The following is a 26,278-nucleotide window of genomic DNA, read 5'->3' on the forward strand; positions in this document are numbered from 1 at the left end:
GGCGTTCGAAGCCGAGCGGGTCGGCGGCCAACCATCCACGTGCCTGCGCCGCCGGAGGGCTGATCGCAACGTCCGCCATCACGCCACCTCGAACTGCTCCTTCAGCAGCTTGAGGTCGAGCCGCAGGGTCTCGCCGTCGCTGTCGAAGGAAAGGATCTCGTACCCCTCGACGTTCAAGATGCGCTTGACGACTGCGAGTCCCTGCCCGATGCCGGCATACGGCAGCCCCGCCGCCGAGGCGACCGTCTCTTGGTGCGCTCGCCCGCCGCGGTCGACGAGGGTGCGCAGCACGGTCTCCACGAGCAGCCCTGCCCCCGCGGCTGCACGACCCGCCAGCCTCAGCTGGTCGGCGTAGACAGACGAATCAAGCACTCGCGCCACGAAATCATGCGGTTTCCTCGGTAGCGAGGGGTGCGGCGCTCCTGACTGCATCTCCAACTCGAAGAGCGCGGGGACCTTGTCCACCACGGCCTTCTTGCGCGACTTCTTCGCCGCAGCCGTCTCAGCTGGTTCGACCTTGGCCTCGACGACCGGGTCGTTCCACCACGCCGGCGCCTGTGGCGGCGCCAATTCCCATCCCTCAGGCGCTGACTGTGCCAGCGATCGCTGGTACACCAGCACCGGCACGGTCAGCTCGGCCAGCGACGCACCGCCGTGGTACCCGGCCCGAGCAGCTCCGTATCTCGCGTCGTCGCGCCACAGCATCACGACCTCGCCTGCGTCTACTGCAACGCGCGGCCCCCTGACGAGCACCTCGCCATCCTTGGCAGGACCAGACGATGCTGGCCGAAAGCGTGCGTCACCCCCCGCGGCGGCAGGCAGCATCTCGGTCTCACGCTCGACGACGTGGCCGTGGTCGGAGGTGAGCACGACGGCACGACCCGCAATCGACGCGGCGTTGAGGAGCGCCCGCAGCGGATCGAGCTCGGCCATCGTCCATGGCCGAGTTCTCTCATTCTTGTGTGTCGCGTCGTCGATGGCATTGATGACCACGCCGACGACGGGGACGGCCGGATCGGCGATCGCCACGGCCACGCGGTCCGCCAGCTGCGCCCCTCCACTGGCCCGCAGATCCCCCTTGTGGAACAGCCGCGCGCCGGGGAACGCGGTAGCGAGGCCCGCCTTCTCCGTCGCCGAGTTGCCGACGCGAATCTCGCCGCACAACAGACTCGTGCGTGAAATTCCGGTCATCGACGGCAGCGCAGCCACCGCCGAAAGTCGGCGCTTGGTCGCGGCCGGTACCCACTCGACGAGCCCCGAGCGCCCGACCTCGGTGGCGAGGTCGACGGCGACTGCACCGCTCATGCCGTCGATGACCACCAGCAGCACTCCGCCGTGAGACTTCCACGGGTCGACGACGGCGCGAAGGACGTTCTCGATTCCGAGCGCCCGTCCATCGGCCAGCAGGTCGAGCGAACGCTCTACAGCCGAGTCGCCCAGGTGCGTCGCGGCTGTCTCATCGCGCCTTCGGCGCCGAGCACGCACGCGCTCGATCAACCGGCCGTACGCGGCGCCTATCTCCGCGTCAGGAGAACCACTCCAGAGCACGCCGAGGGCCGCATCGACCCAGGTGCCATCGTCGAGCTGCCGCTGGAGGTCTCCTCCGAGGCTGTGCACGTCCCGCTCCGCAGTGGCCAGCCAGCGGGCAAGTCGCACGGCCATCCTCGGTGCGAGGTCATGTCCGTCCAGGGTTGCTTCGCGGTGGTCGAGCACCGCGGCCAGTGCCTCCTCGGCCCCTGCCCCGGCATCGAGTGCCTGCCCGAGGACTCGAAGCCGAGCGGTGAATCCTGGGCGAAGGATCGCCGACCGCTCGGCGCCGGCGGGCCAGCCCAGGTTGTCGCGCAGCAGCGCCTCGGCCTGGTCGAGCACGACGCCGAGCCGTCCCTCGGGGTCGCCCTCTCTCGACAGGCGCAGCACCGCGGACACCGAGGCGTTGGCGATCTCCCGCGCCTGCAGCGGTGTGACGGATCTACCGCCCACGTAGCGCTCGAGCAACCGGGTGCGCGCGGCAACCTGCTCCTCGGTGAGATCGCCGGCGGGGTGAGGCCACAGCACGTCAATGGCCAGCCCGAGCGCGAGGGGCTTGACGAGCCCGCCCGGGGCGGCAGTGGTGCGCAGCGCGAACCCGGCGGCGGGGCCATACTCCTGCTCGGCCCACTTGACCAGGTGATCCTGCAGCTCCGGATCCACCGCAGACCAGGAAGCGCGGGACCCGTTGTTCAGCGCGGTGAGGATGAGAACGCCGTCGAGGTCGCCCGAGTCGATCCCCAGCAGGTGCGCGAGCAGGCCGCCGATGGCGTGCTCGGCGGTCACGGCGAGATCGGTCGACGGCGCCCATCCCCCCGCAGGCTCGTGGTCGAGCAGAGCCGTGGCCGCCCAGTCGAGCCGGCGCAGCTCGCGGCTGACTTCGCGCGCTGCGCCGAACAGTGCCGGAACGCTCCCCCATTCGTCGGGGTCCTCGATCTGCTGGCGGTAGGCTCGGGCAAGCACCGTGTCGCTGAGATCGGTGCGTGGCCGGTCGGTTAGCACCACCAGGTACTCGTCGTCCCGCTGCGCGGCATAGGCATCGAGGATCGCCAGCTGGGAGATGCCCTCGACCACCCGGACGCGCTGACCCTCGACCGTCAGGTCCCCGCCGTGCCAGCGCGGCTGGGCGCGCATCACGAGCACACGTGAGTCGCCGCCCTTGGCGATGAGCTCGGCGGCGCGCGAGCGCACGAGCGCCTCGGAGACGGCGACGGTGCGCGTCACCTCGGGCTGGGCGCTGGTCACTCCCACCTCCAGCTCACCCGCAGCTTCTTGCCCGGAACGGGGTTAGCAAGCTCGTCGCTGATTTGCCGGCCGATCTCCTGGACCTCGACGACGCGTGCGACGAGCTGGCTCTTTTCAGCCAGGCGCTGCCGCTGGCGCTCCTCCTCTTCCAGGCGAATCCGATCGAGCTCGGCGAGCTTGCGGGCGATGTCCGCCTCGCGCTCCTGCTGCTCACGACGCTGGGCCTCCAGCCGCTCTCGCTCGCGCTGGAGCTCCGCCTCGCGAGCCGCACGCTCCTCAGCAGCCTTGCGTTCGGCCTCTTCCCGCTGGCGTGCGGCTTCCGCCTCACGGCGACGCCGCTCTTCCTCCTCCCGTCTACGACGCTCGATCTCGTCGGGGTCGTCAAGAAGAGCATCGGTCGCCTCACGCGCGGCAGTCTCAAGGGCTGGCTTGAGCGGAGCGTGCAGCTCCGCCTGCCAAGCGGCCTCCCGCAGCTGCGTCAGCGCGCGGGCCGCGCGATCCCCGCCGAGCGCGGGCAGCCGATCTATCAGCCCCCAGTTCGCGCCGCGCAGCGCGGCCACGACGTCGCCCGCCGTGCTGATGGAACGGGCGATCGCCTGCGACTCGGCGGGGAGGTCGAACTGGGCGAGCGCCTGGATCCTCGCCACTGATCCATCGGCCGCGGCGATCACGGCGACCAGGTCCCGGCCGCGCGTCACCGTCTGCCATCGTGGCGCGGTCTCGTCTAGCCCGAGAGTCTCGCGGTGCGCGGCCATCTCCGCCGCGGCGTCCGCGGTCGTGTGCAGGGCTGGACGGACCTTGCCCAGGAGCGCATCACTGACGCGCTGCAGCGCGGCGGTCGACAGGTGGTACTCGTCAGCTCCCACGCCGAACAGGGCCTTGGCGCGGGTCAGCGCCACTTGCCACTCCTCCTCGGACGGCAGCACGGGTTCGCGCAAGAGCATGTCCGGGGCCAACGAGCCGATGCCGGGCTCGGGTGTGCGAGCGCCGGCGCGGTACCACTCGCGGTCGGTGATCTTCGCCCACGCCAGCACCAGCAGATCCATGACGTCGGTCGTCATGCCACGCTCGGCCAGCACGCCGCGCAGGGTCCCGACGGTCACGTCGCCGGTGCCTGCAGCGCGGGTGAACTCGTCGAAGAACGCGAAGTGCTGGGCGTCCAGCGCGTAGGTCGTCTCGCGCAGGGCCCCGACGCCGTAGGCGGTCACCATGCGGCGTACCCGAGTTCCGGTAGCCCGGTCGACGTCGGCCAGACGACCACCGGCGTCCACGGCCTTGCGCGCCAGGTCCAGCACGGCGTTCAGCTCGGCACGGCGGACTTCCTCGGTGCCGCGCTCGATCTCCGGGTGCTTAGGGTAGCGGGCGGTCAGCGCAGAGCTGAGCACTCCGACCACGGCGTCGCGCAACGTCGCGGCCGAGGGTTGCATCGGTGTGAAGCCGTCGGCGAGGGTGACGAAGTTGGTCCCAGCGACGAAGGTTCCGATGTTCTCCTCGTTCCTGGCGTCCACGCCGTAGGCCTGGCGTAGGAGCGCGGCGAGCTGGCTGCGCAGCGAGTCGCGCTGACTGGTCAGGAGTCGGCGTGCGGGCTCGCGGTCGTTGACCGGCAGGCTGGTGGCGTACTGGTCGAACCGGTCGCCGGTGAGCAGGTACTCGAGCTGGACGAGCTTGCCCACGTCCTCCATGCGCTGCGCGGTGAGGAAGTGGGGCACCCACGCGATCGTGTCGCTGACGACGCCTTCCTGCCGAAGCGTGTAGATGCGCTCGACGTCGTCGGACGGTCCGCGGTCGTCCATGTCGTCGAACGGGAAGTCGACCACGAGCTTCCATCGCCCGTCCGACGCCTTGAGCGCTTCGATGGGAAGCGCGGCCTTGTCCCGCACGTTCCCGAACACGACGTCCACGGAGCGTTTCTGGCCTCGCCAGACGTGGTCGAGTGTGTACTCGCCCGCGTACGAGCCAGTGGCGACGGCGCCGATCTCGGTGATGAGCGTGTCGCGGATGAGCCGGCGGCGGTTCGGGTGGGAGTCCTCCTGTGTGACGTGCGCGAGGATGGAGTCGAAGTCCACGCCCGTCAGCTGCAGGCTGATCACCGGGTCCGCGGTCGAGCCGACGGTGATCTCAGAGAACTTGCCCTGCCACTCGGTGGCCAGGGTTACGACCTGCCCGGACACGTGCCCGCCGAACATGGACACGACGCTGCCGAAGTTGAGCGCGGCGAGCTTGGACGCCGTCAGGTCTCTTAGCGACGTGGCCCCGGGTGCGATCGCCGCGACAAGGAGAGTCTTGGCGAGGCGGTCCTCGCGCCGGAACGGGTGGTTGCGGTCGAGCGTCCGGGCGTCCGCGTCGCTGACGTGGTGCTTGTCCAGCAGGTACGGGCGCATCTTGCCGCGGTAGAACGAGGCGGCCGCCTCGAAGATCTTGACCATGTCGTCGGTCAGCGGCTTAGCATCACCGAGCACGACGACATCGAACAGGTCGCCAACCGGGATGACGTCGCCGACGGTGAGCTCGTCACGCCCGCGGTACAGCAGCTCGCTCATGATCTTCAGCGCGGTGCGCTCGCGCTGCATGATTGCCGACAGCGCGACCATCGCGTCCACGAGCGCCGGGGAGAACGGGTAGACCTTCTCGAAGTCGACGGCGCCCGAACCGGCCCCATCCGTGAGCAGGTGCTTCCAGTCCGTCGGATTGGCACGCACGCGAGCGACCGCGGAGGCCAGGGCCGTCTTGCCTGCCTCCGAGGTGGGGGTCAGCAGACGCTTGTTGACGATCTCCGGAAGGTCGGCGGCGGCGAGGGTGATCTTGTCGAACCGGTCCTCCCACCACTGGAACGAATCCTCGAGCGCGACCTGCTCGGCACCGACGTTGCCGCCACCGAGGAACTCCTTCAGCGCGCGCTGCCGAGCAACGAACGAGATCATAGGGATCGCCATCTGCCCCGACCCGGTCTCGACAAGTTTGGCCACCTTGGACGTCTCGTTCTGAATGAACGCCGAGTCACGCAGGTGGTTGGCGAGCCACAGCACCAGCTCGTCGAGGAACAGCACTAGACCGTCGTATTCCAGCCCCTTGGCGTGCTCGGTCATGATCCGAAGCCCCTGGTCGATGGGCAGCCAGGCCGAGGTGGAGGTGTAGGCCGGGAAGTAGGTCTCTACCAACTTGGCCGCCACCGCCTGCCGGTCGCGCTCGCTCGCGGTGCCGTCGGTCGCCGCGTCGAGCTCCGCCGCAGTCAGCCCGCCCCCGCTCAAGGTCCCCAGCACCGGGTCGAAGTCCGCCGCGAACTTCGAGAAGAACAGCTCGTCGCTCATCTGCGTCCGGAGAGCCTGTGCGTTCTGGAACAGCAGGTCGCTCTGGTGGAGCACCGGGGCGGCCGCTTCCGGGTGCTTCGCCTTGACCGTGTTGATGTACCCCGAGAACAGAGCGGCCTCAAAGGATTCGGCCCCGATGAGGTGGTAGTCGACCGCCAGAAACTTCCGCGACAAGACGTCTGCGTGCTCGGCGACGACGGCCTGCAGCCCTTCGAGGGCCCGCGCGTGGGGATTGCCCGTGAGCAGCAGGTGCATCACGGCCATGTAGTGCGACTTACCTGCACCGAACGAGCCATGGATGAACGCACCCTTGGCGTTGCCCCGAGTGAGCGAGGACTTCACCAGGGTCAAGCCGTCGCCGAACGCGCCGGCGATCTTCTCCGTGACGACGTAGTCCCTGAGGGTCTGCTCGGCAGCAGGAACCCCCTCGTGAATCCGCATGACGAAGTCGTCGTCGTGGACGGCCTCGGGTACGTTGATCGCGTCGCGCAGCATCATCGCTAGGGCACCAGCGGTGGGAGTGCTCATCGGTGGGAACTTCCGTTCATCAGGTACGTCGCTTGTCGGTCGCTACGATTGCCACAGCCAAGTGCGATCAGGTGCGCCGACGTCGACCTCGCGCCGCCGCCAGGGGCCGCCACGCGTTCACGTCGTCGCGGGTCATCTGCAGCTGAGCCAGGAACTGGTCGATCTGGCTGGTGACCGCTTGCGCGGCACTGGATCCGAACTCCGGTTCGAGCTCGGTGTGCCACTGGTGCAGCCACGGCTCCAGCTCAACGAGCCCGGCAACCATGGGTACCAGCGCGTCGTTCGACGCACCGAGGGCCTGCTGGTTTATGCTCTCGCGGACCAACGCAATCGCCTGATCGCGGTGGTTCCAGCCGGCCCAGCCGAGGACGGGGCTGAGGTCACCCTCGCGCCCGACCCCCGGATAGAGCACGAACCGTTCCTTGGGCACGTCGAGCTTGCCGCGCGCTTTCCAGTACTCCACCTTCTGAAAGTCGGGAGTCGAGTACTTCGGAGGAACCGGGATCGTCACCTTCTCTTCCGCGTCCTCGCGCCGCTGCAGATCCCAGACCACCTGCCATTCGCGGAACTTCTCCAGGCCTGAGGGCTTGTACCGGTACGCCGCCAGGTAGGGAACAGCTTCGGTCGGCGCCAGAGAGCCGATCACCGCTACGAGATCCGGTTCAGGGTTGCCCGTCAGCTCTCGTGCCAGTTCGAGCAGGACCTCGTCGTTGCGCAGCAGGTCCGCCAGCTGGGCCACCGAACGGGTGCTCGGCCCTTGAAAGTCGTGCCACAGCTCCGCATCCTCGAGACGGTCGAGGATCGCCGTCTCCAGTGCCTCCTGGAGCTGCTTACCCCACCCAGTAATCGCCCACCGGCGCTTGTACTCCGGGCGCTCCAGCAAGCGAATGTTCCGGTCCGACTCCATGAGCGCAAGCCGCTTCTGCACCACTGCGCGGTAATCGGCCGGCCAGTCCTCAGCCACCTCGAGGATCGGGGTGGACCCGTGGCGCTCGAACCAGGCGGATTCCTCGTGACCAGCCTCGACACGACGAGCCAGAGCGATCTCGAATGCACGTTCCCCGAGCCGGATCTTGTTAACCGCCGAACCGTCGTAGGTCAGCGGCTCATCCACGAGCCCGTAAAGCGCGTACGTCTCCCAGTCGAGCTCCTCCTGCTCAAAGACGAGACGGTCGCGCAACGTTGACCAACCCTCATGCGCGGTTCCGAGCGCCGCAGCGAGCCCGGCCTCGACGCGCCCCGCACGCCATTCCTGGAGCACCGCTCGAGGCGCCACCGAAGTGAGCTCCCGCGCCAGTTCGTCCAGGGCCGCCCCCCGCTGGCCGGGAAGGCTCGTCGGCAGCGGAAACTCCTGAAGTTTGGTCCCGGTGAACTCGTATCGAGGCTCCCAGTCCTCGTCTCCGATGCCACCGCCAATTCCACCATTGCCCTTATTGTGGCTGACCTGCTTGAGCCAGAAGCACGCCACCGAGCTGTTAAGGACACCGAGCAGTTCGAGGTGCTGCTCCTCGGTCGCCCCCTCCGGCAGCTTGATGACCGGAGCGGACTGCTTGAAGACCTTCCCGCCACGGTCGAGCACGAAATGGTTGTGCGTGGCCACGAACGCGAACGTGATCGCCATTTTCGCCGTGATTCCCCAGCGCGTGAATTGCATGTAGTCCGACCAACGCAACCCTGCGTCTGCCATTACTCCCTGAAATGTGGCTCTCTTCGCGAGCATGGTCCGCCACGGCCAGAGTGTTGCATCCAGCGCCTCGGTAGATTTAAGTGCTTCTTTTTCGTAGGGGAACAGGATCTGTTCGGTACCGGCGTTGCGCCAATCACGGATTCCGTCGCCCACAACGAACTGGCGGGTGAAGTCTTTCAGTCCCCGCTCCGACGCAAGTAGCCGTGGGCGCATGTACACCTCGTCGGCTCCTGCCCGGATCGCCCCGCCGACGGGTCGATCGAGTACTTCGCTCAGCCTGGTCGCCGAGCCGGCTTCGACCTGTGCGAAGAGAGTTGCCGCTCCACCACCAGAGAGCGACCATGGGTGCGTCGAAAAATCAGATCTATCTATGTCCGCGACCGAGACGTAGGTGCCATCGAACCCTGGGTCGTCCACATGTTCGACGATCTCGACCCACACGTGACCCTTTGCGGGATCGTCCGGCTGACCCGGCTCGCCGCGCACACCGAGAACTGCACGCACCTGGCGGCTCACAGGACGCCTCCTGCGCCCAACGACGATGACCGTTGGTGTGCCGTGTCCCGGAATGTAGGCACCATCTGTCGAGATGACTTCGAGGAGATCAACCGGGTTGTCCACATGAAAGCCGCCGAAAAGCTCCTCGATGAGCTTCTTGCCGAACTCTCGCTTCATGAACCCGTTTGACGTGATCTGGCCGGTGTAGCCGGCTCCTCTACCCCGCTCGCCCCGAATTGCGAGCCGGAAGAACAACTCCATGAATGGGACGGTCAACTGATATTGGCGGTGCGCGGTCTTGTAGGCGGCCCTGTAGGCGGCATTGAGCACGGGGTCCTTCACCGTGATGTAGGGCGGGTTGCCGACGACCACGTGGTAGCGGCCGGGCTTGAGGATGTCGGCGTACTCGCTGAGGTCCTCGGTGCCGTAGGTGTAGGTCTCGTCGTTGTCGAAGAGTCCGACGCCGCCGCCCTGCTCGCCGAGGAGTGAATCGCCGATGGCGAGGTGGAAGCCGAGCTCGGGCACGCCGACGAGCGTCTTCTCTCCCGCCGCCTTGATGCCGGCGACGGTTAGCCGGAACCGTGCGATGGCGACCGCGAAGGGGTTGAGGTCGACACCGTGGATGGAGTCCATCGCTTTGCGCGCCCGTTGCTTGGGGTCCACGCCGGGCGCCTCGGTAGCCCACTGCTGGTTGAGGCGCTCGAACGCTCCGAGGAGGAAGTGACCGGACCCGCAGGTCGGGTCGATGAGTTTGAGCCCGTCGAGGCCGAACTCCTGGATTGCAGGAGTCAAAGTGCGATCGAGGATGAACTGCTCGACGAACACCGGCGTCTGCAACAGTGCGTAGGTCTTCTTCGCGTGCTCGGACAGGTCCTGGTACAGGTCGCCGAGGAAGCGGGTGTCCAGGTCGGGGTCGGTGAAGTCGTGCACCAGCGCGCCGCCAGCGTCGGTGCGGCGCCAGAAGTCGACGAGGCCCTTGGCTGCCTCCGCGCTGATTTCGGCGGTCCAGACCGGGTTGTGCTGTGGGTCGACGATAGCTGCTCCGGCGGGCTGGGCGGCCAGCACGCGGAAGGACTGCTGGAGCCAGTCGCGGTCGTGGTGGCTAGTGTTGACCCGGAAGTACGCGGTCTGGTTTTCGCGTGCGCGGAGGGTGCGGTCACCAGGGCCGGCGATCCAACCCACGGGGACGGGCAAGCCGTCGAGGGTAGCGCCAACGAGGAGGTCGTTGTCCTCGCAGAACCGGACGAACGTCGTCGCCACGATCCACGCGACGGCCGCCTGGTCGACCTCGTTGTCCCGCCAGGCCGTCCACGACAGCCCGGTGCGCTCGCGGCGCAGTGCCTTGGCGTACTGGCGCTGGAGGGTGGCTCCCCAGGTGGTGGTCGGGTCGTCGGCGCGCTCCTTCAGGTCGCCCTGTAGGACCCGCAGCTGGGCCTTCAGGTCGGTGAGGAGGGCGGAAGAGTTGATCATGCACGGTCTCCGGTCGGGCTGGTGCGCTGTGCTGCAGCGTGATCGTCGTCGGTGAGCAGAGTGAGGTCGCGGGGAAGGTCGATCCAGCCGCTCGGTCCGAGCGGTACCGATCGTCCTTCCAGAAGCGGAGCCCGGGCGTCGCCGGCCTTGGCGACGAGCAGCCAGCGCACGGCGGGCCGCTTGCTGCCGGTGTCGAGCAGCGTCGCAAGCAGGGAGGTCATGCCGTAGCGCACCAGCGGGCCGGCGTTGGTCAGCAGAAGCGGCCGGTCTGAGCTGAGTCGTTCGGCCCAGACGGGTTCGACTGACCTCTGGACGACACCTTCGAGTGCCTTCCATTGCTTGCTGTCACGGTCCAGCGCGTCATAGCCGAGCAGACCGCTCCAGATACCGCCGGCCTTCTCGATCTGCTCTTTGGTCGCGCTGATGACGAGCTCGGCGACGTCGAGCACGTCGATGTCGAACTTCGAGGCCAGCGCCCTGGCGGCAGCGACGTACCGCTTGGGCGCGACGGTGAGGGTGAGCGCCGAATGCCTGTCGAGCGACTCGGTGAGCTTGCGCGTGACCTCAGCGGCAGGTGTGGGCGCGAACTGAGTCGTCGAGACCGTGCCCGTGGTGTACAGCACGGTGCTCTTGGGTGCGTAGATACCGTTCCGGTTGACCAGCTCGGGGTACAGCTCGCGCATGAGCGCGTCGAGCCTGTCGGAGTTGGGCAGCGGCTCGGTCAGGTGCGGGAACCGAGCACTGAGAGTGCGCCGCACCGCCATCTGGCTGATGGAGCGGCCCGGCTTGCCGCGCATCGCGTGCTCGAGCGCCTCCTTGATCGGCAGTGCGCGCGGGTACAGCTCCCGGAACCCTGACACGGCCGCGGTCTGGCTCGCGGCCGCGGCCAGTCGCAGCAGGCGCGCGTCGGTCACCTGCCACTGGCCGGCGCCGTCGAGCTCGTCGGTCACCCCGCGGAGTTCGCTGATCGCCGTACTGGCGGCGACGACGCCGCCGGCAACCAGGTCGTCGGCCTTGCTGCCGAGCTCGCCAGCCAGGTCGGTGAGCAAGTCAGCGGGTGGGAAGGAGTCGCCCTCGTCCGAGACCGTCGCGTCCTCGCTCAATGCGAGCAGGTCGACCTTTGCGCCGGCACGGCGTCGGAGCACGAAGTCAGGTTCGGTGTCGCGGGCGTCCAGCTCGACGATCGCCCGCACCAGCGCGGTGCCGTAGGTCATTCGCTCGGCGCCGTCGAGCGTGGAGCCGCGCACTGTCAGGAGCGCGGCGACCGCCTCGGGCACGGTCATGACGCGCCCGGCGTTTGCGACGATATTGGTCAGCTCGCTGCGCGCGGCGAGGAACGGCTTGTCCTTCGTCCACTCGCCGACGGCGTCGTCGAGCATGCGGGTGACGCGTTCGCGCGTGGTCTGGAAGCTGGCCGCGACCTCGGCAGCCGTGAGCCACGGGGCACCGTCGCCGAAGCCGAGGAGGCCGCGCGCGAGCGGCTTGTCCGCCGCGGGGAGCATCTCCAGCAGGTTGTCGACCACGCGGTCGACGCCGAGCGCTACCTCGAGTCCCGGAGCAGGCTCGGTGGGGCGCAATCCGGTGCGCCACTGGGTGATGCGCCTCTGGATCTCCTTGCGGTAGGTTTCCCCCAGGCCGCGTATGCCGTTGATCTTGACGGGGTGAACGCCGAGGACGTCGCCCACCGTGACCACGCCGTCCAGGCGGCGCAGCGCGGAGAGTGCCTGCGCCGACAGACCGGACTGCTCCAGCGGCGTCTCCAACGTGACCTTGGAGGCGAGCTCGTCGTCCTTCTGCCGTGCGTCGTCGTCCAGGGCAAGGCCTGCGAAGACGTCACTCCAGGCGCGCAGCAAATCTTCGACGTTGCCGAACCGCTCCTTGACCTCCGGCGACAGTGCCTTGCGGAACAGCTCCGTGAGTTGGGCGCCGATGGCGGGATCAAACGACGTCGGCTCGACCACTGGGCGATCGGTCGCGCTGGCGGGTGCGCTTGCGCCGTTGGGCCACCAGGGCAGCACGCCAGTCGCCATCTCGAATAGGGTCGCCGATACTGCCCACAGCTCGGCCGCCCGGTCGTAGCGGGTGCGGCGTCCCTTGCCGAGGTACGGGTCGAGGTAGCCGGGCGTGCCGGAGGCGATGTTGTCCAGCGGCTCGCGGGCCAACGAGAGGTCGAACAGGGTCAGGTGGGGCTTGCGGTAGCCAGGGTCCGGGGCGATGCCAAGGTTCGCGGGTTTGATGTCCCGGTGGAAGACGCCCTTGACGTCGATCAGGTAGGCCATGGCCTCCAGCAGGTCGGCGCCCCAGCGCTGCAGCTGCTCCAGGGTCGACTGACCTTCCTTGACCAGACGCGTGGCGAGGGTCTCCTTGCCGGCGTCGGACATGAGCAGCACGCGACGGCCGCCGAGCTCAAGCGTCTCGACAAGCCGGACGACGCGGGGGTGCTCGAGCCCGCCGAGCACATCGGCCTCGACGTCGAGCCTGCGTCCGGCGGCGTCGTTGCGCGCAACCTTGAGGATGAGCTCCCTGTCATCGCCCGCCTGGTCATCCAGCACGGCAAGGGCAACGCCCGACGAACCCTCGCCGCGGCGACCGACGACGAGGAACCGTCCGCCGATCATGTCGCCGGTCTGGGCGTCGAGCGGATCCTCGATCTCCACCGGCGGGGCCTGGTCGTCAGGTCGGCGCACCTCGTCCCACGCCATCCGGACCAGTTCGAGCGCGTCCTCCACAGATGCAGGGCGCGCCGCCTCGTCAACGGAGGTCAGGTTGGCCACGACTTCAGCGAGCGTGTCGGGCAGGGCTGCGGTGACCGCGCGCGGATCGAACCGTCCGGCATGCTGCTGGACTTCCTGGACCTCGGCGATCGTCGTCGCCGGCGCCTTGCCCGTCAGGATCAAGAACGCCAAAGCGCCGAATCCGAAGACGTCCAGGGGAGCCCCGGGCACGTCGGCGACCGACTGGCGCGCCTCGGGCGCGAGCCACACCAGGTCTTCCGCGCCCGCGACGCCGAGCAGGTCCGTCACGCCACGGCTGATGACGGTCCAGCGTGTTGATGCGGCCGTCTCGCGGTCCTTCTGCGCCGAGTACCAGTCGCGTACCTCGAGACGGGGTCCGTCCGGCGAGGGCCGCACCCACACCCGCTGCGGCGAAAGGGCTCGGTGGAAAAGGTGGCGGTTGTGCGCGAACCGGAGGATGTCCCCAAGCTGCTCGACCATCGCAACGCGGTCGTCAACCGTGAGCGCGGCGCCCTCGTCAGCGAGGAACGCGTCGAGCGGCCGCTCGGCGTCCTGGTACTCGAAGACGAGAGCGGGACCGTCGTCGGTCACCAGGAACTGCTGGGGCACCGCGATGCCCTCGTGGCGGATGCCGAAGGTGAGCTGGTATTCGCGCTGGGCAAGCTGCTCGATACGCTTGCGCTCCGACGCGGACGCCTTGGGCGGCACGTCGTACAGGCGCAGCCGCTGCTTGATCTTGGTCAGGTTCGGGTGCGTGACCACCACGTCCTGCCAGTCGACTCCCTCGGCCACCGGGTCGGACTCGGCGACCGCGTAGTCGCCGACCATCCGCGTCTTGGGAGTGGGACGGAAGTCGGCCTTGTCGCACAGGTGCCGCACGAGGCGGGCGTGCTGCGGGTCGATGGCATCCTTCGGGTTGGCCGGCGGCGTCGCCAGAAACTCGCTCAACCGCTGCAGCGGAGGCTTGGAGGTGACGTCGTACGTATCAAGTTTGACGACGCCGGCACGGCCCGAGGCGTCAACCGCAAACGTGGATCCCTGTCCGTGCAGAACGACGAGCGCGTTGACCCACGGGACGCTCCGTTCCATGTGAGGGCTCGACGCGTACGACTTGAGCAGTGACGCGAGACGCTTGCCCTTGCGGTCGGTGATCAGGAACGGGTTCGGGTGCGTCTTGCCAGGCTGGTACCAGCGCTGAGAGTTGCCGGTGATGGTGCCATGCCACCCCTTGAGTTCGACGCAGAAGAGACCGACCGGAGTCAGCAGGAGGACGTCGACCTCGGCCGTGCGGTTGTTGGTGTCGATGAAGGTCAGGTTCACCCACGCCGTGGTGCGACCATCGTCAGGCAGAACCTCACGGAAAGCCTCGAGCGCGGCCGCTTCCTCCGGCGTCGCGGGCGGGCCCATCACCTTCCAGTTGGGCGAATCGGCCTTCATCGGTTACTCGTTGCTCCGGGGTGTGCGACATCGATGTTGCTGCAGCCTAGCGTCCTGCACCGACAGCCTCAGGAGGAGTGCGAGCGTCGCGCAGTGGGGTGATCTGAACGGCAGAGCCCACCAGGGTGACACAGGGCGGGCTCGACCGCAAGCTCGAGCCGAGTGAAGGCGGCGAGGTGAACGAATTGAATCGACCCCTCGGTTCGAGCAATCTGCGCTGCTGACCTGGACCGCTTCCGGCCGAGCGGTTGCGCCGTTACTCGGACGGTCTTCCCGCAGCAGGGCGCTCATCGTGGAAATCGATTCATCCGTCGGCGGCTGGGCATCGACGTTCGGTACCCCCACGGCCTGTCCGCTGTTGCGCGCCGTCGATTGGCGGTCACCGGCAATCGGTCTGTCTCTACCCCGGCCCGACGCCCGGCGTCGCCAACCACCGTCTGATAATCCCGGCCCAGGTCGCCGGTACCTGGCTGGGCGCCAAGGCCCCGGAGAGCAACGTGCAGGTGCTGTGTGTCGGCACCGTCTGGCTAGAGCGGCCGTCCCTCCGCTGGGCGCCGGGCCTGGAGCCCCAGGTCGTGACCCTCTGCGGCTATCCGGCGGCAGAGGAGTTGGTCGTTTCCCTCACCGACGACCAGCTCATATCCCTAAAAGGCGCCCGCGGACAGGACGATATCGTCCTGCGACTCAGGCTTCAGGCAACCTTGGTCTCGCCGCCGGGCGGCGTGCATCCGGTGGTCCATGAGAGCCACCGGTCCGCGTTCCGCGCGGCCGCTGGCTGGAGTTGCTTGACCAGGCCGGCACGGAGGTGGGCGTACTGCTCAGGGTGCCCAGCCCACTAACCGACTCGGCCCTCACGCCGCCGCCGGCGGCCTCCGACAAGGACGCGGCCTCGCTGAGTCAAGCTGCTGCCCGGCTCCGCCAGGCGCAGGCCGAGCTGCGTGACCAGCAGTGGGAGCACTGCGTGGCCACCTGCCGGCGGGTACTGGAGAACATCTCCCGGCTCGTTAGTATCCCGTCCGCCAAACAGGTCTTCGCGGTGCCGGCTGACAGCCGCACCCAGGACCAGCGTTGGGCGGCCGTCTACCGGGACGTCAAGGGAATGACCCATGCCGCTCACCACGACGACAGCCACGGAGAGCTTCTCCTGGAGCCGGGTCGACGCCGAGGCGATCTTGGCGACCAGGCGGGGTTGCCGGGAAGGTATACGCAAGGCTAGAGCGCTTTGCGTTCGCACGGCCACAGCAGGCTGGTGAGGGGATGGCTTGCAGTGCATACGGGAGTCCGGAACTACCCTGGAACGGCTGGGCGGCAGCGAAGTTGCCCTGGCTCGACTCCAGGTACAACCACAGAGCACGCGCTTGTAGCCTCTCCGGGTACTGCTTCCGTGCTACCACCGATGGCCTCTTCCTCAGGGCCGTCAATCATGATCAAAAGTCCGATGAAGCGGGAGCCCTCGACCCAGCGATTACCGGTAGCGACGCCAGGTGATCCCGAGATCGCCGGAAAAGAGCGATCGAAGCCTGTGGGCCAACTCGCGGGCGACGTCGGGACGGCCAGTAAGAGCGTCGATGGTACTGGTGACCAGCTGCAGCTCCCGAACCCGGCGCAAGACCGGCCAGTCCGCCCAGGCGGTGAGGTCAGCCCCGTAGGCATCGACAAATCTTTGGTAGTCGGCCGTTGAGCGCCCAAACCGAGTAGCTCCGTGGGCGGTCGGTACGAGGTCCCACTCCCGCGGCCCGATGCACATCCCGTCCAAGTCGCAGAGCAGAGGCTCCAGGCGAGCGGCCGCACCGTCACTTGGTGCCGGCAGGAGAATGTTCCCGGTGTGCGCGTCCCCGTGTATGACGCCCGGCGACAGCCGCCACGCGACCCGATCAAGATCCTCTTCTACCTCGTCGCAGTGCAGGTGAAGATCGCGCAGCAGGTTGGCGGCCGGGATCCCTAATTCCGTCCTCGACCATTGCTCAAGCTCGGCGGCTTCCTCGGGTGGTAGCGCTACGGCAGCGTTGAGACGCCGGCGAAACTTCTCGATCGGCGACCAACGCGGCAGCGCTACATCTAGCCGGTCCAGGCTGTGTAGGGCGCGAAGTGGCGCGGCGAGGTCGGCCGGCTTGGGCTCGCCGCTGACGGTCGGGACGTACTGCCATGCGGTGGCGACCCACTCCCCGCTGCAGATCGGCTGAGACGCCACACCGGAGGCTAGCCGCACGGTAGGCATGCCGACCTGCTGCAGACATGCCGCGACCGACACAACCCGCTGGGCTAGCGCCGCAGCATGGGGACCGGCTGCGAGTCTGATCACGAACGGCGGCGCCACGAACACCGCGTTCATCGTGTACTTGACGAGGCTGGCACCAACCGGGTCTACGCCAATCTGCTCGCAGACGTCGCTTAAGTGCCCATGGAGCTCCGAGGCGACAGCATCGCTAAGTGCAGTGGTCATCGGACAGCCTGCAACTCCGCGATCCGGCTGCCGAGAGCAGCCAGCGCGGGCTCTCGCGCAGCCTGCGGCGCGGCAAGCTCCCAAAGTGCGTTCAGACGATCGTTGACGCGAGCCGATCGCATCCCGTCCGCCACCAGGCCCACCGCCTTCGTCCCGTACTCGCCAGCGGTAGCGAGATCACCGGCCAGGATACTCGCCGTGGCGACCGAGATCGTGTCGAAGATGAAGGATCGGCGATCTTGCGGGCGGCGTAGCCGCACCGCCTGATGGGAGTACTCAGTGGCCCGGTCTACGTAACGCACGTGCTCGGCATGCCGGGCCAGGGCGGAATAGACGACGGCGGAGATGCCATGTACGTCGGCCTCGGTCAACGCGAAGTGGGTCCAGGCCGGCGCGGTGTCCCGGTCGGCCTGATCGAGCTCGCGTCGTGCCCGGGTCAGGCTGTCGACGACCTGGTTATCGGCACCCAGGAGCGCGTAGGCCCACGCGGAGTTGGCGTGCAGTATGCCGACGCTGGCATGGCAGCCGGCTTGCTGTGCCGCGAGCTGGCCGAGCCCGAAGAGTTGAAGCGCTTCGGCCGGCTGTTCCTGGTGCAGGCTGACCCGCCCCAGGCGATACAGCGTGTTGGCCAGCAGCGGCAGAGCGTCAGTCTGTCGTGCCAGTACGAGGCTCTGGGTGAGATGCCGACGCGCCATGTCGTGATCGTCGAGATCGTGCGCCACCCAACCGACGAGGTTGTGCAGCTCGGCGAGGGCGGCCCTCAGGTCGGCGGCAACCACATCGCTACACCTCACCTGCAGGAGCTGCGTCGCCCATGCCACATACCCACGTGCGGACTGCAGGCAGCGCCCTCCCCCGGCAGCGGCGTCGAGCCGGCGGTGGAAGGCAGTCACGGCACGAACGGTGGCTACTTCGTCCTGGCCGACGGTGGCCGGGACGGTGACCTCCTGCGAGGTAGGTAGCCACCGCTCTACACCGGCGGGTATGGCGCCCACAGCGATGCTGGCGACGACGCCCAGCAGCTCGTGGGGATCGAGCGGCCTCGCAACTTCGGCCTGCTCGAAGGACGAGCCCTGCCGGTGGCGAACAGCCTGTTCGTCGAGGGCGAGCCCCATGTAGTGGCGCGGGATAGACAGCCCTTCCGCGATGCGTTCCAGCACCGAGTAGTCGGTGACGATGCGCCGGCCTGAGGCGATTTCCGAGACCCGGCTGGCGCCCAGACCGGTTGCATTCGCGATCGCCGACCAACTGAAGCCGCGTTCCTTCAGAAAGCCGAAGACCGCGCCGATGTCGTGGCGAGCGAGGTGAAAGCGCATGCCGACGCTGCGGTACGTGCCCTCGTGCCACCACTGCGGCCTGACGACCCGCTGCATGGAACTGTCACTCCCTCCGACCGCGGATACTGCGCACAGTAGTCGTCCGCCTGCGAGATGTCCGCCCTTGCACCCGTCCTGCGGCCCGCCGTCTCACCGTGAGAGGCCCACCGTGAGGCGCTCACCGTTGGCTAGCTGGCGACAGACCGCATCGGCCAGGGTCGTTGGCATGCCAGTCAGACGCCATCGCCTCCTCCGCGTTCTCGCAAAGGGCTCGGCGACCGGAGCGGATCACACACCGGTGCCGACCCCGGCAGGCGGCGGCTGTCACGAGGCTGGCCCGGACGGGTTCGGGGTGGGTGCTGTGCAGGAGGCCCGCTCGCCTCGGACCAATGCGCGGCCGGAGAGCGCGCAGGCGTTGACCCGAGTCGTCGGCCGCTCTCCCGTCCGCGCACACCGGAGGTCTGTGCTGCTCGAGATCGCCGTCCCCCGTGCCATCCCGAGCCGGACCGCCGGTGCCGTGGTGGCGTGCCGGTGCCGTCGAGCGCCGGCGCGCCATCGCGGACCACTCCGAAAGCAGCCAGTTCAAACGGCCGTGGGTCTCCCGCAGCCGGGCACCGAGGGCTTCAGGAGCGGCTCATGATCGACCAGCATCCGACGGTCCCGCGTCGGTTCGCCTTGGTGCGTTACCCCGACGGCGATGACAGCCGGATGGTCGTCGCCTGGGGTATCGAGCTGCCCGATGGCTCCGCCGTCTCGGCGAGCATCGACGACCAGGCGGTCGCCGTCTGCAGCAGAGCTGCTCATTGCGAACTCATCCATGGTGCCGAGCTGGTCTGGATCGATGGCGAGACCGGTGACTTCGAGAAGGAGAGATCGTCATGAAGGCCGCCGGCGTGGCCAGAAGCCAGTCCGCGCAGGCCTCCCCGGACAACGAATTCCGTGCGACCGCGCGCGTGGTCCTGAACGTCCATCGGGACGATAACGGCTTCTGTCTCGGCTGCTACGTCTACTTCCGCCAGCTCAAGCCCTCCCCCTGCGAGTACCGCTCCTGGGCGGCACGAGTCATCGCCACCTACCGCACGCCGACGCCAGCAGCTGGCAGATCCGCGGATCAGGATCGTCGACCGGAGAGCACTCGGCCCGTCCCAGCCCTCCGACTGGTGCCGCCGTCACCCAGCTCTGGGTCCGACGACACCGTGGTCATTCGCCTGAAATAGCCCGACGCCGTTGGCATCTCGTTCTCCGCCTGAATCGGCGGTAGCGGCGACCGGCCCAGAGGTGCGGACGCCGAGCTTCATCGCGGGTCAGGAAGATCCGCGGAACCGAGAAGGAGAAACACATGGCAAGCGGAACGCTGGAACTCGGCGCAACCGGCAACGAGGACGAGTTCGACCTCGACGTCAGCCTGCTGGAGGTGGCGGACCTCGCCGGCCTGGTCAACCTGACCGACGACGGCTGCGGCAGCACCTGCACCGCCTGCACCACCAACGTCGCCTGATCAATCCGCTCTGCACGGCCGGCCGGCGCCGCCACGACCGTCGGCGCCGGCCGGTCACCCCTGTCTCTCATGGAGGTGATCAAGTGAGCCGTTCCGCCGCCTACCGGTCAATGGATGCGGCGCTCGTTCGCGCCGTAGCCCACCCGGCGGTCGAGCTACCCCCGTGGCCGGACCTGACAGAGCCTCGCCCCGACCTCGTCCCATCGTGGGTCAGCTGGCTGCGACAGGTGTGGGCAATCGACGCGGTAGCCGAGGCGGTGGCGCTCTCGAGCCCCATACTCGCGGAGCAGGTCGGCAAGCTCTGTGCGGGTGAAGTCGGTTCGGTACGCGAGACGCGGCGGACGGTCCACGCCGTCACCCGGTACGTACAGCGCCTTCTCGGTCGCCCCACGCCGTTCGGGCTTCTCGCCGGCGTGGCACCCGCCGTGTTCGGCTCGCGGGCGCCCAGCCGCTGGGGCTCAGCGCATCAGGCGGTCGCCCGGGCATCTGCTGGCTGGCTCACCGACCTGATCGACCATCTCGAACGTTCCCCGGGGCTGCTCCCCCGGCTTGCCGTCGTCGCGAACAGCACGCTCACGGTTCGCGACGACCGCCTGATCGTCCCCTACCAGCCGCATCCTGGGGTCGACGGCCAGCTGGGAGCAGCGGAGGTGTCCCTGCGCCACTCAGCACCGGTACGGGCTGCCATCACGGCAGCCCGCAGCCCGGTCCGGGTGGAGGTCCTCGCCGCGCAGCTCCGTGGCGCGTTTCCGCAGGCGTCTGCAGCAGTCATCATGGCGATGCTCACCCAGCTGATCGCACACCGCGTCCTCATCACCAGCCTGCACGCCCCGAGTACCGAGCCCGACGCGCTCGCCTACCTGCTGCGGCAGCTGGACGAGGCCGGCGCCGAGTCGGGTACGCCCGTCGCCAGCGTGGTCAGCGCTCTCCGAGACATTCATGCCGAGCTCCAGCAACACAACACGGCGCAGTTAGACAACGCTCCAGCGGCACGGCGGCTGGTGGCCTCGCGGATGCGGAGTCTCGCGATCTCGACGCACGAGCCGCTCGCCGTGGATCTCCGACTGGACGCCTCGGTGACGCTCCCCGACCAGGTAGCCAAGGAGGTGGAACGTGCCGCGCTGGTGCTGGCCCGGTTGAGCGCGTACCCGTATGGCACTGCCGCGTGGCGGGCCTACCACCAGCGCTTCTATGAGCGCTATGGCATCGGTTCGCTCGTGCCGGTGCGGGAGGTCGTCGACCCGGACAGCGGCATAGGCCTACCTGACGGCTACCCCGGCAGCCCCGTGCCCGAGCCTCGCTCGCCGATGTCCCAGCGGGACGAGACGTTGCTGAACCTGGCGCAGCGTGCGGCACTGGACGGCGCGACGGAAGTCGTTCTCGATGAGGGTCTGATCGCGCAACTGGAGCTCGGGCCACAGCGGCTACGCCTACCTCCGCACCTGGAGGCGTGCATACGTTTGCAGGTGGCCGACGAGAAGGACCTGGCGCGCGGCAGGTTCACGATCGAGGTCACCTCCGTGTCCCGGGCTGCCGGCGGACTAACGGGACGGTTCCTCAGTGTGCTGCGGCCGAGCGACGCAGGAAGGTGGGCCGCGGGCTTCGCCGACCTACCCGCCGGCGACCGGGACACCGTGCCGGCCCAGGTGTCGTTCCCGCCGTTGGATCCCGGCACGGCGCACGTAGCGCGCGGTGTCCAGGTGCTGCCCACGGTGATCAGCCTTGCCGAGCACCGGTGGCCAAGTCGATCGGTGCTCACCATCGACGACCTGGCGGTGGGGTGCGACGGCCGACGCATGTACCTCGCAGTGCCCGACGACGGCCACCGGATCGAAGCGGTCGGCATGCACGCGCTGAACCTGCGCACCCACACTCCCCCACTGGCCCGCTTCCTCATCGAACTCGGGCGCGCCCAGTGCGCACAGGTCACTGCCTTCGACTGGGGCGCCGCCGCCCGAGCGAAGCTGCCCTTCCTGCCCCGGGTGCGGTACGGGCGGGCGATCCTGGCTCCGGCGACCTGGCGGTTGCAGGCTGCCGAGCTACCCGACCGACAACAGCCCTGGTACGCCTGGGACGACGCCTTCGACGAATGGCGCGCTCGCCGGCGGTTGCCGCGTCTGGTGCATCTGGTCGAGGCCGACCGCCGCCTGCCACTGGATCTCGACGAGTCGGCGCACCGCGTCCTGCTGCGTAGCCACCTGCTCACTTCGCTGCGGGCGGTGCTCGTGGAGGCACCCAGCCCCGAGGACCTCGAGTGGTGCGGCGGCCGGCCGCACGAGGTCATCGTCGCGCTGCGCGCCACCGAACCACCGCCCTGGCCGCCGCTGCCCACACCGGCCCCTGCCCGGGTCATCGGACGCGACCAGGGTCAGACTCCCGCCGCCTCGCGGATCCTGCTCGCCAAGCTGTATGGAGACATCCGCCGTCAGGACCTTCTCCTGGCTGAGCACCTGCCTCGGTTGCTCGCCGAGTGGGACACCCCGCCCGACTGGTGGTTCCTCCGGTTCCGCGATCCCGACCAGCACCTACGGCTGCGCGTCGCCCTGCCCGACGCGTCCTCATTCGGACCGGCGGCCGAGCGGGTCAGCATGTGGGCCAACGACCTGCGCCGACGCGGCCTGCTCCGAGAGATCCAGTACGCCACCTCTTATCCGGAGACCGGCCGGTGGGGATCCGGTCCCGCCATGCAGGCTGCCGAGGCGGTCTTCATCGCCGACTCCCACGCCGTACTGACGCAGCTGCGCCAACCCGTGCGCCCGAGCCGACAGGCGCTGGTCGCCGCACAGATCGCAGCCATCGCCGTCGCCCACACCGGCAGCGTCGAGGCCGGCATGCGCTGGCTGATCGACCGCGTCCCGGCAGCAGCGCCACAGCCGGCCCCCCGGCCGCTGTTCCAGGAAGCCGTCCGCCTCGCCCACCCCGGCGGGGACTGGGCAGCGCTCCGCGCGGCCCCGGGCGGCATGGCGATCGTCGACGCCTGGAAGAACCGAGACGTTAGCCTCGCCGCCTACGGGACCCACCTACCCGGCCCGCACACCGACGGCATCGACACCGACGACGTCCTCGGCTCGCTCATGCACGCGCACTACATCCGCGCGGTCGGCATCGACTTCGACGACGAGGACCAATGCCGCTACCTCGCCCGGGCCGCCGCCCTGGCCTACTTCGCCCGGAGCCGGTCATGAGCCTGGCGTACGCAAGCCACGAGCTGGCCATCGCGGTCGCCGACCTGCTCATCCGCCCCGACGATCCCAGCCTGCCGATCCACCAACCCTGGTGGCGACAGTCCCTCGCCCTCGGCGTACCCGGGATCGCCCTGCTGCACGTAGAGCTGGCAGCGGCGGGGCTAAGGCCCTGGCAACGAGCCCACCACTGGCTCACCGCCGCTACCAGCGGCCCGGTAACGGCGGGCCCTGACAGCCACCCCTTCCACGGCGCACCCGCGCTCGCCCACGTCCTCGCCTGCGCCAGCACCCACCAGCCTGGCCTCTACGCCCGCGCGCTCGACGATCTCGACCAAGCGATCGTCGCCGACGCCCGGCGCCGAGTGGCCGTCGCCCACGCCCGCATCGACGCCTGCGAACTGCCGGCCCTCGCCGAGTTCGACGCCATCCGAGGGCTCGCCGGGATCGGGGCGTACCTGCTCCGCCGACCGTCCGCGGGCGAGGCACTTCACGCCGTACTCGAATACCTGGTCCGCCTGACCGCTCCCCTGGACCGCGACGCCGAGGTGTTACCAGGTTGGTGGACCGGCAGCGGCCTCAACGGACGCGCCGATACCCGATTCCCCGGCGGCCACGGCAACAACGGACTGGCACACGGCATCGCCGGGCCCCTGGCCCTCCTGGCACTCGCCGCCCGGCAAGGCTTCGTCGTCCGGGGGCAGCTCGCGGCCATCGCCACCGTCTGCTCGTGGCTCGACCGATGGCGCAGCGATACCGGCGCCGGCGCAACCTGGCCGTACTGGATCACCAGAGCGCAACTGCGCGCAGACCGCCCACCGACGCCGGCGGCCCAGCGGCCGTCATGGTGCTACGGCACGGCGGGCCTGGCACGTGCGCAGCAGCTCGCCGCTCTCGCGACCGGTGACAAGGTCTGCCGCGTGACTGCCGGAGACGCGCTCGCCCGCGCCCTGATTGATCCTGGCCAACAGGCGGCAACGACGGACCCCTCGCTGTGCCACGGGTACGCGGGTCTCGCCCACATCGCCCACCGCATCGCCGCCGACGCTCCCCCTGGCACAGCCGCTCGCCTCGACGCTCAGATTCCCTCACTGCTCAGCAGGATCGACCCTGCGGGTCTCGGCCCTCGGCGGACGGCTGCTGACCTGATCGCCGCCGCCTCGGGCCCTGGGTTGCTCGAAGGCGCCGCCGGAGTGGCCCTTGCCGCCCTGAGCTGCAGCACCGAGTCAACGCCGGCTAGTTCCTGGGACTCCTGCCTGCTCACCGCCCGCCTCGCCCGTCCTGACGTGAGGAGCTGAACCGATGTCGACACCTGACTGGCGGCAATACACCGTCGAATTTCCCGACCCCGCCGCAGCCGAGCACATCGCCACCACCGTGCTCGCCCCAGCACTGGCTGCTGCTCAGGAGGACGGAGTCCTGCACGGCTGGTGGTTCGTCCGCAAGTACCCGTCGTGGCGGTGGCGGTACATCGCCGATGACCCCACCTCTCATCTCTTCGAGGACCTGCTAGAGACGCTCGCCGTCAACGACCGCGTCGTCAACTGGGCCCGGGGCATCTACGAGCCGGAAACGCTGGCCTTCGGCGGCTCTGCCGGCATGCACGCCGCCCACAACCTCTTCCACCATGACAGCCGACAGCTGCTCCTCGGGCCAGGCCTCGCCGAGCCGGCCACCCTCGGCAGACGCGAACTCGCCGTCCTGCTGTGCAGCGTCCTGATGCGGAGCGCCGGCCTGGACTGGTACGAGCAGGGCGATGTCTGGGCCAAGGTCACCGACCTGCGCCCTGCCTCGAGCCTGCCCGCGGAGGGCGATGTCACCGCCGTCCTGGTTCGGGCGATGAACCGACTCATGACCGCCGACATCCGCAGCCTGAGCGGTCCCCCTTCCGACAGCCCGCTCGGCGGCTACGGGGCGTGGCTCGACGCGTTCGGAACCGCCGGTCAGGCCCTCGCCGACCTGGCACGGCGCGGCCACCTCCGACGGGGCTTGCGCGCCGTCATCGCCCACCACGTCATCTTCCACGCCAACCGCGTCGGACTGTCCGTCCATGACCAGTCCACCCTTGCCGCGCTCGCGGTCAGGAACGTCTTCGACCCCACCAGGAGGAGCACCGTGTCCACCGCAGAACCCACCCCATCGGCCACTAGCGTCGACCCGATGACCACGCATCGTGGCCCCGCTGACCTGCGCAGCGAACTCGCCGACCGGCTCCGGGCAGAGAGCATCATCCGGACGCCGTCCGTCGAGGCCGCAATCCGACAGACGCCCCGGCACCTGTTCCTACCCGGCGTGCCGCTGGAGCAGGCTTACGCCGACACCGCCGTCTACACCAAGACCGACGGACGGGGCGCCTCCATCAGCGCCGCCTCGCAACCCCGGATCGTGGCCATGATGCTCGAACAACTCGACGCTCGACCGGGCCACCGAATCATGGAAGCTGGCGCCGGTACGGGCTACAACGCGGCTCTCCTCGCCGCAGTCACCGGCGACACCGGCCATGTCGTCACCATCGACGTCGACGACGACCTCGTCGACGCAGCTCGAAAACACCTCGCGACCGCTGGCGTCGCCAATGTCGAGGTCGTTCGCGGCGACGGCGCGCTCGGCCATCCCGATGGCGCACCGTACGACCGGATCATCGCCACCGTCGGCGCCTGGGAAACCCCCACCGCCTGGCTGGAACAGCTCACCGCTGACGGCAGGCTGGTCGTGCCGCTACGGCTAGGCGGGGCCGCATCCCGCTCGGTCATCTTCGAACGGTACGACAGCGGATGGCGCGACGTCGGCAGCGAGCTGGCCGTCTTCATGCCGTTGCGCGGCATCGCCGACGACGCCCGGCGCATCGTCACCCTGACCGGTGAGCAGGACGTAACCCTGCAGGTGCACAAGGACCAGAACGTCGACGCGGCCGAGCTCGCCGGCGTACTGGAGACCGAGCGGCACGAGATCTGGACCGGCGTGCTCTTCCCACCGATGGTGCCCTACGAGTGGCTGGACCTGTGGCTGGCCTGCCGGCTCGACAACGCCATCATGCGCATGAACGCCACACCGCAGGCCATCGAGTCCGGCACCGTCTCACCCATGTTCCCCTGGGGCGCGATGGCCACCACCCGAGGCGCCGACCTCGCCTACCTCACCATCCGCCCCGCACCACCTGTCGCCGACGGCGGCAAGCTCTACGAGGTCGGCGTCATCGGACACGGCCCCTCCGGCAAGGACCTCACCGGGCACGTCGCCGACGAGGTCCAGCTCTGGGACGCCGATTATCGCGACCGGAGCGTGCGCATCGAGATCCCCGACGTGCCGGCCGAGGCGAACCCGGCAGCGGGACGGTTCGTCCTCCATCGGCCCCACCACCCGATCACCGTCACCTGGCAGTGACAGTGTGGACCCCAACCACC

12 protein-coding genes are annotated in these 26,278 nt (G+C 68.7%); 6 read left to right on the forward strand and 6 right to left on the reverse strand.

Annotation, left to right across the window (positions count from 1 at the left end; all coding sequences use genetic code 11):
- Positions 1-78: 78 nt before the first annotated feature.
- The 4 genes from pglZ to pglW all read right to left on the reverse strand — a co-directional run bounded on the left by pglZ (position 79) and on the right by pglW (position 14,435).
- The gene (gene pglZ, locus AB0B20_RS25250) at positions 79-2,772 is read right to left on the reverse strand and encodes a BREX-2 system phosphatase PglZ (protein WP_357473975.1); all 2,694 of its coding nucleotides are present in this window, start codon (positions 2,770-2,772) and stop codon (positions 79-81) included.
- Complete coding sequence (locus AB0B20_RS25255) at positions 2,769-6,608, reverse strand: hypothetical protein (protein WP_357473979.1); 3,840 nt, start codon at positions 6,606-6,608, stop codon at positions 2,769-2,771. Before AB0B20_RS25255 ends, pglZ begins: the two co-directional genes overlap by 4 nt.
- Before the next feature lie 67 nt (positions 6,609-6,675).
- Positions 6,676-10,263, reverse strand: a complete 3,588-nt coding sequence (pglX, locus tag AB0B20_RS25260) for a BREX-2 system adenine-specific DNA-methyltransferase PglX (RefSeq protein ID WP_357473982.1) — start codon at positions 10,261-10,263, stop codon at positions 6,676-6,678.
- Positions 10,260-14,435, reverse strand: a complete 4,176-nt coding sequence (pglW, locus tag AB0B20_RS25265; protein ID WP_357473985.1) for a BREX system serine/threonine kinase PglW — start codon at positions 14,433-14,435, stop codon at positions 10,260-10,262. Before pglW ends, pglX begins: the two co-directional genes overlap by 4 nt.
- Before the next feature lie 805 nt (positions 14,436-15,240).
- Here pglW and AB0B20_RS25270 point away from each other — a divergent pair.
- Positions 15,241-15,651: a hypothetical protein gene (locus AB0B20_RS25270; RefSeq protein ID WP_357473988.1), complete on the forward strand. Its 411-nt coding sequence runs from the start codon at positions 15,241-15,243 to the stop codon at positions 15,649-15,651.
- Between the two features lie 249 nt (positions 15,652-15,900).
- Here the strand turns inward: AB0B20_RS25270 and AB0B20_RS25275 are convergent, their stop codons facing one another.
- Together AB0B20_RS25275 and AB0B20_RS25280 are read right to left on the reverse strand one after the other, a co-directional pair.
- Positions 15,901-16,878 carry a phosphotransferase gene (locus AB0B20_RS25275; RefSeq protein ID WP_357473991.1) on the reverse strand — a complete coding sequence of 326 codons (978 nt, stop codon included), beginning with the start codon at positions 16,876-16,878 and terminating at the stop codon, positions 15,901-15,903.
- Positions 16,875-18,251, reverse strand: coding sequence for a tetratricopeptide repeat protein (locus tag AB0B20_RS25280; protein WP_357473994.1), 1,377 nt, complete (start codon positions 18,249-18,251; stop codon positions 16,875-16,877). Before AB0B20_RS25280 ends, AB0B20_RS25275 begins: the two co-directional genes overlap by 4 nt.
- A gap of 579 nt (positions 18,252-18,830) precedes the next feature.
- Here AB0B20_RS25280 and AB0B20_RS25285 point away from each other — a divergent pair.
- The 5 genes from AB0B20_RS25285 to fxlM all read left to right on the forward strand — a co-directional run bounded on the left by AB0B20_RS25285 (position 18,831) and on the right by fxlM (position 26,258).
- Positions 18,831-19,076, forward strand: coding sequence for a hypothetical protein (locus AB0B20_RS25285; protein WP_357473997.1), 246 nt, complete (start codon positions 18,831-18,833; stop codon positions 19,074-19,076).
- 457 nt (positions 19,077-19,533) lie between these two features.
- Positions 19,534-19,692, forward strand: a complete 159-nt coding sequence (locus tag AB0B20_RS25290) for an FxLD family lanthipeptide (protein WP_357474000.1) — start codon at positions 19,534-19,536, stop codon at positions 19,690-19,692.
- An 83-nt stretch (positions 19,693-19,775) separates the two neighbouring features.
- Complete coding sequence (locus AB0B20_RS25295) at positions 19,776-22,877, forward strand: lantibiotic dehydratase (protein ID WP_357474002.1); 3,102 nt, start codon at positions 19,776-19,778, stop codon at positions 22,875-22,877.
- Positions 22,874-24,172: a lanthionine synthetase C family protein gene (locus tag AB0B20_RS25300; RefSeq protein ID WP_357474005.1), complete on the forward strand. Its 1,299-nt coding sequence runs from the start codon at positions 22,874-22,876 to the stop codon at positions 24,170-24,172. The genes AB0B20_RS25295 and AB0B20_RS25300 overlap by 4 nt, the downstream gene beginning before the upstream one ends.
- Before the next feature lie 4 nt (positions 24,173-24,176).
- A complete protein-coding gene (gene fxlM, locus AB0B20_RS25305; protein ID WP_357474008.1) occupies positions 24,177-26,258 on the forward strand; it encodes a methyltransferase, FxLD system in 2,082 nt (693 codons plus the stop codon).
- Positions 26,259-26,278: the final 20 nt, after the last annotated feature.

This window comes from Micromonospora sp. NPDC049151 (assembly GCF_040648395.1).
Lineage (GTDB): Bacteria > Actinomycetota > Actinomycetes > Mycobacteriales > Micromonosporaceae > Micromonospora.

Excerpts from the sequence above, each read along its gene's own strand:
- AB0B20_RS25255 (WP_357473979.1), bottom strand. The coding sequence starts at position 6,608 with ATGAGCACTCCCACCGCTGGTGCCCTAGCGATGATGCTGCGCGACGCG.
- pglX (WP_357473982.1), bottom strand. The coding sequence starts at position 10,263 with ATGATCAACTCTTCCGCCCTCCTCACCGACCTGAAGGCCCAGCTGCGG.
- pglW (WP_357473985.1), bottom strand. The coding sequence starts at position 14,435 with ATGAAGGCCGATTCGCCCAACTGGAAGGTGATGGGCCCGCCCGCGACG.
- AB0B20_RS25275 (WP_357473991.1), bottom strand. The coding sequence starts at position 16,878 with ATGACCACTGCACTTAGCGATGCTGTCGCCTCGGAGCTCCATGGGCAC.
- AB0B20_RS25280 (WP_357473994.1), bottom strand. The coding sequence starts at position 18,251 with ATGCAGCGGGTCGTCAGGCCGCAGTGGTGGCACGAGGGCACGTACCGC.
- AB0B20_RS25285 (WP_357473997.1), top strand. The coding sequence starts at position 18,831 with ATGATCGACCAGCATCCGACGGTCCCGCGTCGGTTCGCCTTGGTGCGT.
- AB0B20_RS25290 (WP_357474000.1), top strand. The coding sequence starts at position 19,534 with ATGGCAAGCGGAACGCTGGAACTCGGCGCAACCGGCAACGAGGACGAG.
- AB0B20_RS25300 (WP_357474005.1), top strand. The coding sequence starts at position 22,874 with ATGAGCCTGGCGTACGCAAGCCACGAGCTGGCCATCGCGGTCGCCGAC.
- fxlM (WP_357474008.1), top strand. The coding sequence starts at position 24,177 with ATGTCGACACCTGACTGGCGGCAATACACCGTCGAATTTCCCGACCCC.